The sequence below is a fragment of the Nocardia sp. NBC_00565 genome, from assembly GCF_036345915.1.
Lineage (GTDB): Bacteria > Actinomycetota > Actinomycetes > Mycobacteriales > Mycobacteriaceae > Nocardia.
Genome location: NZ_CP107785.1, coordinates 1,362,939 through 1,375,897, shown reverse-complemented (window position 1 = coordinate 1,375,897; position 12,959 = coordinate 1,362,939). Strand labels below are relative to the sequence as shown.

Annotated in this window: 12 protein-coding genes; 9 read left to right on the top strand and 3 right to left on the bottom strand. The window is 66.2% G+C overall.

Going from position 1 to position 12,959, the window contains the following annotated elements:
* Positions 1-11: 11 nt before the first annotated feature.
* From paaB to paaK, 5 genes are read left to right on the top strand one after another with little or no spacing between them, the layout of a single operon-like run.
* Positions 12-305, top strand: a complete 294-nt coding sequence (paaB, locus tag OG874_RS06620; RefSeq protein ID WP_330257206.1) for a 1,2-phenylacetyl-CoA epoxidase subunit PaaB — start codon at positions 12-14, stop codon at positions 303-305.
* Positions 306-317: 12 nt separating this feature from the next.
* Entirely contained in the window at positions 318-1,235 is a 918-nt protein-coding gene (gene paaC, locus OG874_RS06615; protein ID WP_330254225.1) for a 1,2-phenylacetyl-CoA epoxidase subunit PaaC, read from the top strand.
* Positions 1,229-1,738, top strand: a complete 510-nt coding sequence (gene paaD / locus OG874_RS06610) for a 1,2-phenylacetyl-CoA epoxidase subunit PaaD (RefSeq protein WP_442943379.1) — start codon at positions 1,229-1,231, stop codon at positions 1,736-1,738. The genes paaC and paaD overlap by 7 nt, the downstream gene beginning before the upstream one ends.
* 2 nt (positions 1,739-1,740) lie before the next feature.
* Positions 1,741-2,835 (top strand): 1,2-phenylacetyl-CoA epoxidase subunit PaaE, encoded by a 1,095-nt coding sequence (gene paaE, locus OG874_RS06605; RefSeq protein WP_330254224.1) that lies wholly within the window; start codon positions 1,741-1,743, stop codon positions 2,833-2,835.
* A 15-nt stretch (positions 2,836-2,850) separates the two neighbouring features.
* Positions 2,851-4,164 carry a phenylacetate--CoA ligase PaaK gene (gene paaK / locus OG874_RS06600; protein WP_330254223.1) on the top strand — a complete coding sequence of 438 codons (1,314 nt, stop codon included), beginning with the start codon at positions 2,851-2,853 and terminating at the stop codon, positions 4,162-4,164.
* Between the two features lie 74 nt (positions 4,165-4,238).
* Here the strand turns inward: paaK and OG874_RS06595 are convergent, their stop codons facing one another.
* Complete coding sequence (locus OG874_RS06595; RefSeq protein WP_442943302.1) at positions 4,239-4,484, bottom strand: putative quinol monooxygenase; 246 nt, start codon at positions 4,482-4,484, stop codon at positions 4,239-4,241.
* A 196-nt stretch (positions 4,485-4,680) separates the two neighbouring features.
* Positions 4,681-5,397, bottom strand: coding sequence for an SDR family oxidoreductase (locus tag OG874_RS06590; protein ID WP_330254222.1), 717 nt, complete (start codon positions 5,395-5,397; stop codon positions 4,681-4,683).
* 100 nt (positions 5,398-5,497) lie between these two features.
* Between OG874_RS06590 and OG874_RS06585 the strand changes: the two genes are divergently transcribed.
* From OG874_RS06585 to OG874_RS06575, 3 genes are all read left to right on the top strand, one after another.
* A complete protein-coding gene (locus OG874_RS06585; RefSeq protein ID WP_330254221.1) occupies positions 5,498-6,382 on the top strand; it encodes a LysR family transcriptional regulator in 885 nt (294 codons plus the stop codon).
* A 196-nt stretch (positions 6,383-6,578) separates the two neighbouring features.
* Positions 6,579-7,517: an ATP-binding cassette domain-containing protein gene (locus OG874_RS06580; RefSeq protein WP_330254220.1), complete on the top strand. Its 939-nt coding sequence runs from the start codon at positions 6,579-6,581 to the stop codon at positions 7,515-7,517.
* Positions 7,517-8,266, top strand: coding sequence for an ABC transporter permease (locus OG874_RS06575; protein WP_330254219.1), 750 nt, complete (start codon positions 7,517-7,519; stop codon positions 8,264-8,266). Before OG874_RS06580 ends, OG874_RS06575 begins: the two co-directional genes overlap by 1 nt.
* On the opposite strand, the gene OG874_RS06570 is transcribed toward OG874_RS06575, so the two are convergent.
* Positions 8,250-11,531 (bottom strand): BTAD domain-containing putative transcriptional regulator, encoded by a 3,282-nt coding sequence (locus OG874_RS06570; protein ID WP_330254218.1) that lies wholly within the window; start codon positions 11,529-11,531, stop codon positions 8,250-8,252. The two genes, OG874_RS06575 and OG874_RS06570, sit on opposite strands and share 17 nt — an antisense overlap.
* 193 nt (positions 11,532-11,724) lie before the next feature.
* On the opposite strand from OG874_RS06570, the gene OG874_RS06565 reads away from it, so the two are divergent.
* On the top strand, positions 11,725-12,951 hold the full coding sequence (locus tag OG874_RS06565; protein WP_330254217.1) for a cytochrome P450: 1,227 nt from the start codon (positions 11,725-11,727) through the stop codon (positions 12,949-12,951).
* Positions 12,952-12,959 lie beyond the last annotated feature (8 nt).

The following is a 12,959-nucleotide window of genomic DNA, read 5'->3' as shown; positions in this document are numbered from 1 at the left end:
CGGAGCCCAAAATCTCTGCGGTGAAAGCAGATTGGCCGCTCTATGAGGTCTTTCTGCGCGGCAAACGCGGGCTGAACCACGTACATGTCGGATCGTTGCACGCCGCTGATGACGAGATGGCCTTGCGCCACGCGCGTGATGTCTACACCCGGCGCAACGAAGGCGTCAGCATCTGGGTGGTCCCTTCCAACTCGATCAGCGCCTCGAGCCCGGCGGAGAAGGATCCGTTCTTCGCCCCCAGCGGCGACAAGGTGTATCGGCACCCCACGTTCTACGAGATCCCCGACAACGTTCCACACATGTGAGGCCGTGCACAGATGACCGATCACGATAACGCCTACGACGGCCTGGTCGATGAGGATTCCCATGGCCAGTGGGCCTTCGGAACCAGTTTCGACGACCCGCTCGCCGGCGTCGACACCACGGTCCCGGACGACGTCGACCTGCCTGCGCTCGCGGCGTACTGCCTCATGCTGGGTGACGACGCGCTCGTCAGCGCACAGCGTCTCGCCCAATGGTCCACGCGCGCACCGGAACTCGAAGAAGAGGTCGCGCTGGCGAATATCGGCCTCGATCTGCTGGGGCAGGCCCGGTTGCTGCTTGCCCGCGCTGCCGCTGCCGACAGTTCGGTGGTGCCGTTCATTTCCGACACCTCCCCCGCGCCCGCCGAAGATGCGCTGGCTTTCTTCCGACCCGAGGGCGAATTCCGCAACGCACGCTTGTGCGAGCTCGACAACGGCGACTTCGCCAGGTCGATGGTCCGATTGTTGATCTTCTCGACGTGGCGTCTCGCGATCTTCGACCGGCTCCGTACTTCCCGCGACCCGGTACTCGCCGCCGTCGCACAGAAGGGCGTGAAAGAACTGACCTATCACCGCGACTACACGGCACGGTGGACGGTCGCCTTGGGCTGCGGCACAGATGAATCCATGCGCCGCGCCAGCGACGCACTGGAACGGGTGTGGCCGTACGTCGACGAGCTGTTCATCCCCACCGACGCAGAGATCACGCTGTCGAAAGTCGCGGTCGGCGTCGATCCCCGCGACGTGCGCGCGGAGTTCGACGCAGTGCTCGCACAAGTTCTGCACGCCGCCGAACTGGCGGCTCCGACCGGCCGCAGCGTCGGCACCATCGGCGGACGGGCTGGCCGGCACGGCATCCACACCGAGGCGATGGGCCCGCTGCTGGCCGAGATGCAAAGCGTCGCTCGCGCTCATCCGGAGGGACTCTGGTGATCACGATGGAATTCGGCGCCCGCGATATCGCGGCATCGGTCATGGACCCGGAGATGCCGCCGCTGACACTCGATGATCTCGGTGTGCTGCGCGAGGTCACGGTGTCCGTGGATGGAAGTGTGCTCGTCACCATCACCCCGACGTACTCGGGTTGCCCCGCGATGGCCACGATGCGCGACGACATCGAGCACAAGCTCCTCGAGCACGGTTACGACCGTGTGGAGATCAGCACGCGCCTGACGCCGGCATGGAGTTCCGACTGGATCTCTGCCGAGGGCCGCCGAAAGCTCAGCGAGGCAGGGTATTCGGTGCCCGGCCCGGCGCCGAAACGCACCGCAGGACCGGTTCCGCTGACACTGACGGCCAAGCCACGCGTCATCGACTGCCCCCAGTGCGGATCGTCGAACACCGTCCTGACATCCGAGTTCGGCGCCACGCTGTGCAAAGCCCAGTACCGCTGCTCGGACTGCCTGGAACCGTTCGATCACGTGAAGGAAATCTGATCATGACCGTTACGGCAGCACCAGTGACCACTACCTCACGAAACAAAGCGTTCCACACGCTGACCGTCGCCGACGTCGAATCACTCTGCGACGACGCCGTCGCCGTCCGCTTCGATATTCCCGACCATCTGGCCGACGAGTTCGACTTCCGGCCGGGCCAGTCGCTGATGCTGCGCCGCACGGTCTGCGGCGTCGAGCATCGTCGTTCCTATTCGATCTGCGCGCCGGTAGGTTCGCCGCCACGGGTCGGCGTCCGCGAGGTGACCAACGGCCTGTTCTCGTCCTGGCTGGTCCATCAAGTCAAGGCGGGCGACGAGATCGACGTTCAAGGCCCGACCGGAACGTTCGCCGCCGACCCGTCCAAGGGCGGCAGGCACGTCCTGATCGCGGCCGGGTCCGGCATAACCCCGATGCTATCGATCGCTGGCTCCATGCTCGCCAATCCCGACGCGGAAGTGATTCTGCTGTATGGCAACAGGCGTACTCGGTCAGTGATGTTCGCCGAGGAGATCGCAGACCTCAAGGACCAGTTCGGTGCGCGCCTCGACGTCATCCACGTACTGTCTCGTGAACCGCGTGAAGTGGAGCTGTTCAGCGGCAGACTGGACGCGCAGCGCCTGCGCGAGATCCTCGGCACTGTCGTGCCTACCGACGACATCGACGACTTCTGGCTGTGCGGCCCATACGGCATGGTCACCGACGCGCAGGAGGTGCTCGCCGCGCTCGGCGTCGACAAGAGCAAGATCCACCACGAACTGTTCTACGTCGACGATGTCCCACCGCCCCTGGAGAAGCATCGCGAGCCGGGCGTCACCGGCCCCAGCAGCGAGGTCACCATCGTTCTCGACGGCCGATCAGTGACCGGGACGCTCCCCCGGGACGAGTCGGTACTCGATTCGGGTGCGCAATTGCGGTCGGATCTTCCGTTCGCGTGCAAAGGCGGCGTCTGCGGCACCTGCCGCGCCAAGGTAACCCGCGGCGACGTCGACCTGCGCCGAAATTACGCACTCGAAGAGTCCGAAGTCGCCGCCGGCTTCGTGCTCACCTGCCAGACCTTCCCCCTCAGCGACACCCTGACCGTCGATTTCGACGCCTGAACCTGGAGCTCCGCGATGACCGGCGTCCTGCCCACCCCCACCAATACCCCCGATTCGGATATCGAATTCGCTACGCGCGACCGTATTTCGACGCTTCAGCTCGAACGACTGCGGTGGTCGCTCGCGCACGCATACGAAAACGTGCCGCACTATCGGAGGGCGTTCGACGACGCCGGAGTCCATCCGAGTGATCTGAAGGATCTCCGTGATCTGGCGAAGTTCCCGTTCACGACCAAGAAAGAACTGCGCGAGAACTACCCGTTCGGGATGTTCGCGGTACCGCAGAGTCAGGTTGCCCGCATCCACGCGTCATCCGGCACCACCGGTTGGCCGACCGTGGTGGGCTACACCGCTAACGACATCAGCAACTGGGCCGACCTCGTCGCGCGCAGCCTCCGCGCAGGCGGCGTCAAGCCGACCGACAAGGTGCACGTCGCCTACGGCTACGGCCTGTTCACCGGCGGACTCGGCGCGCACTACGGCGCGGAACGATTGGGCTGCACCGTCATTCCGATGTCCGGTGGCATGACCGATCGCCAGATCCAGCTCATCACGGACTTCGAACCGGATGCCATCCTCGTCACTCCGTCCTACATGCTCACAATCGTCGACGCGATGATCACGAAGGGCATCGACCCCGCCGGCACATCGCTGCGCACCGGTGTGTTCGGGGCCGAGCCGTGGACCGAGGAGATGCGCACCGAAATCGAGCAGACACTCGATATGAACGCCGTCGACATCTACGGCCTCTCCGAGGTGATGGGTCCGGGCGTCGCGATGGAATGCGTCGAAACCAAGGACGGCCTGCACATCTGGGAAGACCATTTCTATCCAGAGGTCATCGATCCGGTGACCGGCGAAGTTCTCCCGGACGGCGCGGAGGGGGAATTGGTGTTCACCTCGTTGTCGAAGGAAGCGATGCCGATCGTCCGCTACCGCACCCGTGACCTGACACGCCTGCTCCCCGGAACGGCCCGCACGATGCGTCGGATGCAGAAGGTCACCGGACGCACCGACGACATGATCATCCTGCGCGGCGTCAATCTCTTCCCCACCCACATCGAAGAACTGATACTGGCGGTCCCCGCGCTGGCTCCGCAATTCCAGTGTGTGCTCGAACGCGCCGGCCGCATGGACACCCTCACCGTCATGGTCGAGGCACGACCCGGAGTTCTCAGCGACCAGCATTCGGCCGCGTCGGGCACCCTGCAGAAGCTGATCAAGAACCGCATCGGAGTCACCGTTACCGTCGACGTCGTGGCGCCGGCCGCGCTCGAGCGTTCGCTCGGTAAAGCTCGCAGGCTGATCGATAACCGCCCCGAAGCATGAGGTGTGTTCACCAGGATCGATGACCATGACGTTTCCAGTTGATGACCGGGATCCCAGGCCGACCTCTGCTGCCGTTATGCGGTGATCAACCGCGGATACGCACTCTGCATGGACAAGAATCGGATTTCGAGATCCTGCTCGAGGTAGTCCATCCGACGTTCCCAGAAATCGCGCATATGCGGGAGCTCGAGGTGTCGGTCGAGGTCCTCCTTCGATCGCCACACCTCGTAGAAGACGAAGGTGGACGGATCGTCGACATCCTCGTGGAAGTGATACTGGAGAGCACCGTCCTCCTCCCGGGTGGGCGCAACGAACGACAACAGCAGCTCTTTGAGCTCTGCTACACGATCTCCGCGGCCGGACCCTGCGCGACGCGCCAGGCTCGAAGAGATCCGCGACAACTTCGAAGCCCGCATCATCGAGGCGAAACGTGAGGGCCGGCTCGGCGAAGTCGAGGGTCTGTCTCCGGAAGGGCCTCTGTCCCATGAGAATTGAGTTCAGAGAAGCCTCAGTAGCTCAACTGAGCATTGCGCCGCCGTCCAGGGTGAGCACGGTTCCGGTGGCGTGCGGCTGGGTCAGGAAGAACAGGTATGCCTGGGCGATGTCGTCGACCTCGCCGATGCGGCGCAGCGGGGTGTTCGCGGCGGTGTCGCGATAGAACTGGTCGCGGATATCGTCGGGGAAGGTCCACAGCGGCGACCGGACCACACCGGGCTGGACGGCGTTCACCCGAATGGGAGCGAGTTCGACTGCGAGGGCTCGGGTCAGCGCTTCGATCGCGCCGCAGAGGCTGGACGCCACTATCGAACCGGGGACCGGGCGCGGACCCGCCGTGCCGGTTGTCAGGGTGATCGAACCGTCCGGTCGCAGCCTGGACGCCGCGGCCTGAACCGCGGTCAGGACACTGAAGTAGCGGAGTTCGAAGAACTTTCGGGCTGCGGCCACGTCGAGATCGGCCAGCGGGGACAACAGCAACTCCGCACCAGCGGTATACACCAGGTGATCGAGCGCGCCGAGCTCACCGAACAGATCACCTACCCCCTCGCCGTCTGTGAGGTCGGCGACCAGGCCGGTGCTACCACTAGGCAATGCGGCCAGCGCGCGGTCGACATTGGCGCGGCGGCTGGAGACGACGGTGACTTTCGCACCCCGATCGGTTACAGCGGAGGCGACCGCGAACCCGATACCGGAGGTGCCGCCGAGCACGACGACGTGTTGACCTGCGAGGGACATGGGCTGATCCTTTCCGTTCGAAACTGGTCCCTCTACCTTGGCCTCGGCGATCAGCCGGGTCCAAGACCTATCTTCATCGCTGTAATACCCTGAAGGCATTATGGCCGACGTTGATCTCCGGAAGCTGCGCTATTTCCTGGCGGTGGCCGAACAGCTGCACTTCGGCCGCGCGGCCGAACAGCTGTACATCGCCCAGCCGGTGCTGTCCCGGCAGATCCGGGCGCTGGAAGACGAACTGGGCGTGCAGCTTTTCGTCCGGGATCGGCGCTCGACTGTTCTCACCCCCGCTGGAGAACAGTTGCTGGCCGACGCCGGCCCGTTGCTGGCCGGCGCACAGGCATTGCGCCGCAGGGTGCTACGCGCGGCCCGCGGAGCCGACACCCTCACTGTCGGCTTCATGCCCGGTCTCATCGTGACCGCCCCGGTGCAGGCCATGGCCAACCGTCATCCCGAACTCACCCTCGAACTGGTCCGCACCACCTGGGACGACCAGACCACCGCGATCCATGACGGCCGGGTGGACGTCAGCTTCGTCCGTCTCCCGATCGACGCGCAGGGCCTGTCCGTGCGACCGCTGTGCACCGAACCGCGCGTCGTGGTGGTCTCCGCCGAGCACCGGCTTGCCGGCAAACAAACCATTGACGTCGCCGACCTCGCCGACGAACATCTGTTGCAGGACCCCGAGCTGGTGTCCGAATGGCGCGACGTCGCCACCGAGCTTCGGATCGGGCGACCGGACGTGCCCGTCTTCCACAGCGTCGAGGAGAAGCTGGAACACGTCGCCGCGGGCCGCGGCATCATCTTCGTGCCACTGTCGGTCATGGCCTTCTACACACGTCCCGACATCGCCTACCTCAAGGTGCCCGATATCGCACCCAACCAAGTGAGCCTGGCCTGGGGCGCCGACCGGCACAGCCCGCTGATCGAGGAGTTCGCCGACCTCGCCGCCGACCTCGCACCACCCGTTGCGCGTGCGGGGCGCTGACACCGGACCTCGTCGAGTTCGCCGGTGCCCAGCAATCAGCCCACATCGGCGGTGGCTTTGCGCCGGCGGGCTCCGGCCGATCACGCAGTCGTCAGTAGGCCGCGCAGGTCCTGGCGCGACGAGGTAGAACACCGTGTCAGTGGTCGTGACAGGGGCGTGACAGGTGGGTGTCAGGCCGGATGCCGATGGTGGTCACATGCGAAATTCAGCGATTGCGGTTTCCGGGCTGCGGAAGACATACGGGGACAAGGTTGTGCTCGACGGCATCGATCTAGATGTTCGTGCGGGCACGGTCTTTTCCCTGCTCGGCCCGAATGGGGCGGGTAAGACGACGACGGTGAACGTGCTGAGCACGTTGATGAAGGCCGACGGCGGGTCGGTACGCGTTGCCGACCATGACGTCGCGACCGAGGCCAAGGCGGTGCGCGCGGCGATCGGGGTCACCGGTCAGTTCGCGGCGGTGGACGAGTTGCTGACGGGGCAGGAGAACCTGCAGCTGATGGTGGACCTCAACGGGGTCTCCGCCAAAGACGGCAAGCGGATCGTCACAGAGCTGCTGGAACGCTTCGATCTGGTGGAGGCTGCGCGCAAGCCCGCGTCGACCTACTCCGGCGGTATGCGCCGCAAGCTCGACCTGGCGATGACGCTCGTCGGCAACCCGAAGATCATCTTCCTGGACGAGCCGACGACGGGATTGGACCCGCGCAGCCGTCGCACGATGTGGTCGATCATCCGTGACCTGGTGGCCGAGGGCGTGACCATCTTCCTCACCACCCAGTACCTCGAGGAAGCCGATCAGCTCGCCGACTGGATCGCGGTGCTCGACCAGGGCCGCCTGGTCGCCCAGGGCACTCCCGACGACCTCAAGCGCCAGATCCCCGGGACGCACGTCCGGCTCCGGTTCACCAACGTCGCCCTACTCGACGCGGCCGAGCGTCTGTTCCCCGACGCCACGCGGGACGAGGAGGCACTGACCCTGCGGGTGCCCAGCGATGGCGGGACGACATCGCTGCGGGCTCTGCTGGACAGGCTCGACGAGTACTCACTCAGCGCCGAAGAGTTCTCCGTGCACACACCCGACCTCGACGACGTTTTCCTCACCCTGACGGGCAACACCACGGAGGTAATCGCATAATGAGCACCAAATCCCCCTCGATTGTCATGTTGCGCCGCAACTTCAAACACATCGCCCGGAACCCGACCTCGGTGTTCAACGCGGTCCTGATGCCGATCATCATCATGTTGATGTTCGTGTACATGTTCGGAGACGCCTTCAACGTCGGTGTCGACTACATCGACTACGCCACGCCGGGACTGACCCTGTTGGCCGTCTGCTACGGGCTGGGGGCCACCGCGACCTCGGTGAACTCCGATATGACGAAGGGCATCATCAACCGGTTCAAGGTCATGGACGTCTCCCGTGGTGCGGTGCTGACCGGTCACGTCGTCGCCAGTGTGCTGACCAACATCGTCGCCATTGCGGCCCTCATCGGAGTGGCCTTCCTGCTGGGATTCAGCCCGTCCGCGCGTTTCCTCGACTGGCTCGGCGTGGCCGGCATCGTCGTGCTGCTCGGTTTCGCGGCCGGCTGGCTCACGGTCGCCTTGGGGTTGGCGGCGAAGTCTCCGGAAACGGCGGGTCTGGCGTCCGTGCCGCTGGTCATGCTGCCGTTCTTCAGCAGCGCGATCGTACCGGCGGAGAAGATGGGACCGGGCCTGCGGCAGTTCGCAGAATACCAGCCCTTCACGCCGATCATCGAAACCATCCGCGGGTTCCTCAACGGCGCACCGGAAACCGGCGACGCGATCGCCGCCATCGCCTGGTGCGTCGGGATCGCTGTCGTCGGGTACCTGTGGGCGCGTTCCACTTTCATGAAGCGAGCGTGACCGCGACCAACTCGCGCAAGCTCGCCTGCGCCCCCTCCTCCGTCGCCTCGGTGAACCTCGTGTCACCGAGGCGACTGCGCGTGGCCTGCTCGATCCGGGCCACATCCGGTTGAGAACGATCCGCCAGACCGCGCACGCCAGCGCTCGCCGCGAGCAGCCGCACGGCCTGCTCGTACTGATGGTCACGCAGCGCCAGATCCGCGATACCGACGAGCACCCGCGCGATCAGCGGTGCATGCCCCGCCTCCGACGCCGCCTGGAAGGCCGCGATGCGGTGTGCACGGGCCTCGTCGAGATCCTCGGCAAGGTAGGCGAGCAGGTCTTGTATCACCGCGCGGACGATTGCCCGCTCGGCGTCGTCGCCCAGCATGGTTGTCGTGACGTCGAGTTGCCGGTGTGCCTGCTCGGCGTCGCCGCTCCAGCGCGCGAGCTCCGCCTTCGTCAGCGCCAGTTCGGCCAGCGCATTCGGCCAGGCGACTCGTTCCGCGAACCGCTGCGCCTCGGCCATGGCAGCCGCGCTCGACTCCTCATCGCCCAGCAGCCAGTACAACTGGGCCTGCCGCGACCGCATCGACACGACATCCTCGATGGCACCGACTTCCAGGACGACCGCGATCGCCTGTTCGTAGTGCTCGCACGCACCGGCGAACTCGCCGCGCATGGCGATACGATTCGCCAGCTCGGTCAGGGCGAACGAAATCCCCCACCGGTCGCCGATCGCGCGAAACTCGGTGAGCGCCGTCTCGAGATATGTGTCCGCATCACGGCCGCCGTGGCCGAGCTGGATCCGCATCTTGCCGAGCTGCAGCCGGGCCAGGGCGCGTACCCAGGGGCTCTCGTCGACCAGCAGTGCTTCCCATGCGGGCAGGAACGCGTCCGGCGCTTGCAACATACGTTCCAGTGCGGCGAGGAACCTCGGCGCCGGGTGACGGCTCTGAACACGCTGGCTGATTTCGTAAGCCTTGTGGATCCACTCCGCCGCGAAGTACTCGTCAGCCTGCGGCCCGGAGGACACGAACTGTACGACAAGCGCGTACACCACGGCCCGGATCTCGTCGGCCACTGCACCGGGCAGGGTAACGGCCGCCATCATCAGCTCGTTGCCCTCCGTCTTGTGCCCGCCGAGCCACCAGTACCAGCCTGCGGCACCGGCGAGCCGCATCGCCCCATCTGCCTCGCCTGCCACGATCGCGCCGCGCATCGCGGCGGCGATGTTGTCGTGCTCGCCCTCGAGCGTGGCAAGCCATTCCAGTTGCTCGGCGAGGCGAAGATGCGGCTCCGCGATTTCGGCGAGTTCGGTGAAATACGAGAGATGCGCACGGCGCGTCAGATCCGATTCCCCCGCCTCCGCGAGCCGCTGCTCGGCGTACTCCTTGATCGTGCCGAGCATCCGGTAGCGCGGCGCCCGGTCGCCCACGGTGAGCACCAGCGATTTCTCGGTCAGCGCGGTCAGCAACTCGAGCACCTCCTCCGCCTCGACCGCCGCGTTCTTCTCGTCACCCTGCCCGGTGCTCTTCCCGCCCCCCTGCTCTTCGGGTCCGCCTCCCGTGCCCGCGCAGACCCGCTCGGCTGCTTCCAGGCTCGCCCCGCCCGCGAACACCGAGAGCCTGCGCAGGACCACCCGTTCGGCGTCGGTGAGCAGCTCCCAGCTCCAGTCGACCACCGCGCGCAGTGTCCGGTGCCGGGGCAGCGCGGCACGGCTACCGCCGGTCAGTAGGCGGAACCGGTCGTCGAGCCGGTGGGCGAGCTGATCGAGGGACATGGTGCGCAACCTGGCCGCGGCGAGTTCGATTGCCAGTGGCATCCCGTCCAGTGCCCGGCAGACGCGCGCCAAAGTCGCCAATGTGTGGGCGTCGGACACGAGGTCATTGCGCACCGCGCCGGCTCGGTCCTGCAGCAGCCGGATGGCCGGAGCGGACGCGATCTCGCCGGGGTCGGCGTCTTCCGCGGGTAGAACCAGCGGCAAGACCGGCCATAGTGCCTCACCGGTGATGCCCAGGGGTTCCCTGCTCGTCGCGAGGATCCGCAGCTGCCGGCACTCGCCGAGCACTCGATGGGCGAATGTCGCCGCGGACTCGATCACGTGCTCGCAGTTGTCCAGAATCAGCAACATCGACCGCTCGCGGACCGCGGCAATGACCCGATCCGTCGGCTCCGCGTCCGGCGCCTCGCCGAGCAGCGCATCCCGCAGTTTGAGCGCGGCGAGCGTCGCTTGCGCGATGTTGTTACCGCCCCCCTGCTCTGCGCTTTTCCCTCCGCCCTGCCCTTCGGGCCCACCCCCCGTAGGCCCGCCCCCCTTGTCACCGTCGGCGCCGATGGCCGCGAGTTCGACCACCCAGACTCCGTCCGGCAGGTCGCCGAGCAGCGTACGCGCGGTTTCCGTGGAAAGTCTGGTCTTCCCCGAGCCGCCCGGCCCGATCAGGGTGGTGAGCCGATGTTCGGCGATGAGTTCGCGGACCGCGGCGACATCAGCGTCCTTGCCGACGTAGCTGGCCAGCTCGGCACGCAAGTTGGTCTTCCGGTTCTCCTCCCGCCGTCCCAACTCGCCCCGCAGCAGCGCGACGTGCAATGCCGACAGCTCCGGTGCGGGGTCGACGCCCAGCTCGTCGGCCAGGGTTTCTCTCGTGCGCTCGTACACGAGCAGCGCCTCGGTGTCGCGGCCGGTCGCGACGAGGGCCCGCATCAGCGCGGCGACAAGCCGTTCTCGCACCGGATGCGCGGCCACCAAGTCGGTTAGTTCCGTGACCAGCTCCACACCGTGGCCGAGGCTGATCTCCGCATCGAACCGATCCTCCATGGCAGTCAGGCGTAGCCCCTCGAGCCGGGTGACCGCCGCGTCGAACGCCGCACTATCCTGCAGACCGACGTCCTGCATGGCCGCACCGCGCCACAATGCGAGGGCCTCGCGCAGCCGCCCTACCCCCGGTGGATCCTCGTCATCGCGGGCCTGGGCGACGAGGCGTTCGAACCGCACGGCGTCGACGGCATCGGGTTCCACCCGCAACCGGTAGCCGTCCGTCTGCCCCTCGATCAACCCTTCCGGCAGCGCCTTGCGCAACCGGGAAACCAAGCGGTGCAAGGCATTCGCCGCGTCGGAGGGTGGGCGCTCACCCCAGATCCAATCGATGAGCGCCGCCTTCGGGACCGCGTGACCTGGTTCGAGTGCGAGGGCGATCAACAGCCCGCGCAGCCGCGCGCCCGGCACGTCGGCGAAAACGCCGTCGTCCGTGCGAATTTCGAATGGTCCAAGTATCCCGATCTGCACCTGGCTGATCTTGCCATGGGCGATTGGCAGGAATCCGAGTGCTGACGCGGCGCAGAAAGTTGGGGGCGCCGTCGAGCTTCGCCGTATCCCTGGACGGTTCAGGCGGCGGCACGGTCGGTGTCAGAGCCGTGTCAGTCGCATGACAGGTCCGCCAGCGACCGTGGTCACAACAACCGCCTCGAAAGGAAACCCGATGAGTCAAACGGTCCCCATCCCGCACGGTCTCCCCGTGGAGCGCAATGCGGGCCCCTTCGACCCGCCCCGCGAGATCACCCGGCTGCGCGCGGCTCGTCCGGTCAGTCCCATGGTCTTCCCCGACGGTCACGAGGGCTGGCTCGTCACCGGCTACGACGCGGTCCGCCAGCTCATGGCCGACACCCGGTTCAGCTCCCGCCAGGACATCGGCGTTCTCCACGTGCTGGAGGAGATCCCCGACATGCCCGCCGTTACCGAACCGTCCCCGCAGGTGCCGGGCTTGTTCATCGCCATGGACCCGCCGGACCACACTCGGCTGCGGCGCATGCTCAGCGGCACCTTCACCGTCAAACGCATGAAGCAGCTCGAAGAGCACATCATCGACATCGCCGAGCGGCAACTGGACGAGATGGCGCGCCTGACCCCGCCGGTCGACCTGGTCAAGGAGTTCGCGCTGCCGCTGCCCTCGCTGGTGATCTGCGAAATGCTGGGTGTCCCCTACGCGGACCGGGAGACCTTCCAGGTCAACTCCGCCAAGTTCCTGGTCAAGGACCAGCCGCTCGAGGAGAAGATGGCCGCGTACGGCGCAATGACCATGTACCTCGCCGATCTGGTCACGCGCAAACGCGCCGAACCCGGCGACGACATACTGTCCGACCTGGCCCGCCATGACGACCTCACCATCGAGGAGCTGACCGGCATGGCCTTCCTGCTGCTGCTCGCGGGCCACGAGACCACCGCCAACATGCTGGCACTGGGTACCTTCGCGCTCCTGGAGCACCCCGAGCAGCTCGCCGAACTGCGTGCCGACCCGGATCTGCTGCCCGATGCCGTCGAGGAACTCCTGCGCTACCTGTCCGTTGCCGATATCTTCTATCGCTACGCCACGGAGGACATCGAACTCGGCGGTGAGTTGATCGGCAAGGGATCGACCGTCGTTGTCTCACTGCTGGCCGCCAACCACGACCCCCAGCGCTTCGACAACCCCGACAACTTGGACATCCGCCGCGAGGGCCGCGGTCGCCTGGCCTTCGGCCACGGCATCCACACATGTCTCGGCCAGCAACTGGCCCGCATCGAGATGCGCGCCGGTTTCCAGGGACTGCTGCGTCGCTTCCCGACCCTCGAGCTCGCCATCCCCGCAGGCGAGGTGAGACTCAGGACCGACATGAATATCTACGGCGTCCACGAACTGCCGGTCACCTGGATGGAAACGGCCCGGTAGAACTGTCG

What these genes read in the sequence shown, in the direction of transcription:
- paaK (WP_330254223.1), top strand. Translation starts at nt 2,851, where the DNA reads ATGACCGGCGTCCTGCCCACCCCCACCAATACCCCCGATTCGGATATC.
- OG874_RS06580 (WP_330254220.1), top strand. Translation starts at nt 6,579, where the DNA reads ATGCGAAATTCAGCGATTGCGGTTTCCGGGCTGCGGAAGACATACGGG.
- OG874_RS06585 (WP_330254221.1), top strand. Translation starts at nt 5,498, where the DNA reads ATGGCCGACGTTGATCTCCGGAAGCTGCGCTATTTCCTGGCGGTGGCC.
- OG874_RS06590 (WP_330254222.1), bottom strand. Translation starts at nt 5,397, where the DNA reads ATGTCCCTCGCAGGTCAACACGTCGTCGTGCTCGGCGGCACCTCCGGT.
- paaC (WP_330254225.1), top strand. Translation starts at nt 318, where the DNA reads ATGACCGATCACGATAACGCCTACGACGGCCTGGTCGATGAGGATTCC.
- OG874_RS06575 (WP_330254219.1), top strand. Translation starts at nt 7,517, where the DNA reads ATGAGCACCAAATCCCCCTCGATTGTCATGTTGCGCCGCAACTTCAAA.
- paaE (WP_330254224.1), top strand. Translation starts at nt 1,741, where the DNA reads ATGACCGTTACGGCAGCACCAGTGACCACTACCTCACGAAACAAAGCG.
- OG874_RS06565 (WP_330254217.1), top strand. Translation starts at nt 11,725, where the DNA reads ATGAGTCAAACGGTCCCCATCCCGCACGGTCTCCCCGTGGAGCGCAAT.